The following is a 495-nucleotide window of genomic DNA, read 5'->3' on the forward strand; positions in this document are numbered from 1 at the left end:
TCTGGTTAGAGAAGATTGTTTTTCGCGCAGTTTGTTTGAACAACTTTCTCCGTTATCAATTAGTGTTCCTGCTTTGCGGGAATTGAGGGATGATTTTCCAGAGCTTACGCAGCGTTTAATTGACCGCATTATTACGGAAACAGGGCGATCGCACGTACATGGTTTAACAGGATCAGCTCTTTCATTGCTTATGCAGTATGATTGGCCTGGTAATCGGGATCAACTTGAGAATTTTCTATTTCGTGCGGTTTTGCTCAGCGAGGGGCCATTGTTAACTGTTCGAGACTTTCCTCAATTAATGGGAAGTCCATTAATAAGTGTTCCAAATATCATTGAGAGTAATGTTCAAGAAGATCATGAACAAGAATCAATACAATTTTTAAATGCTGATGGGCATGTTCGCACTTTTGCAGAGATGGAGCATGATATTATTGAACAAGCGCTTAAACATTATAAGGGGCATATGAGTGAGATTGCTCGCCGTCTTCACATTGG

The 495-nt window shown here is 40.6% G+C and carries 1 protein-coding gene; it reads left to right on the plus strand.

Annotated elements, in window-relative coordinates; genetic code table 11:
- On the plus strand, positions 1-495 hold a 495-nt coding region (locus J7R10_RS08545; RefSeq protein ID WP_281432510.1), incomplete at both ends, for an AAA-type ATPase lid domain-containing protein.

Source organism: Bartonella vinsonii subsp. berkhoffii ATCC 51672 (assembly GCF_902825225.1).
GTDB lineage: Bacteria > Pseudomonadota > Alphaproteobacteria > Rhizobiales > Rhizobiaceae > Bartonella > Bartonella berkhoffii.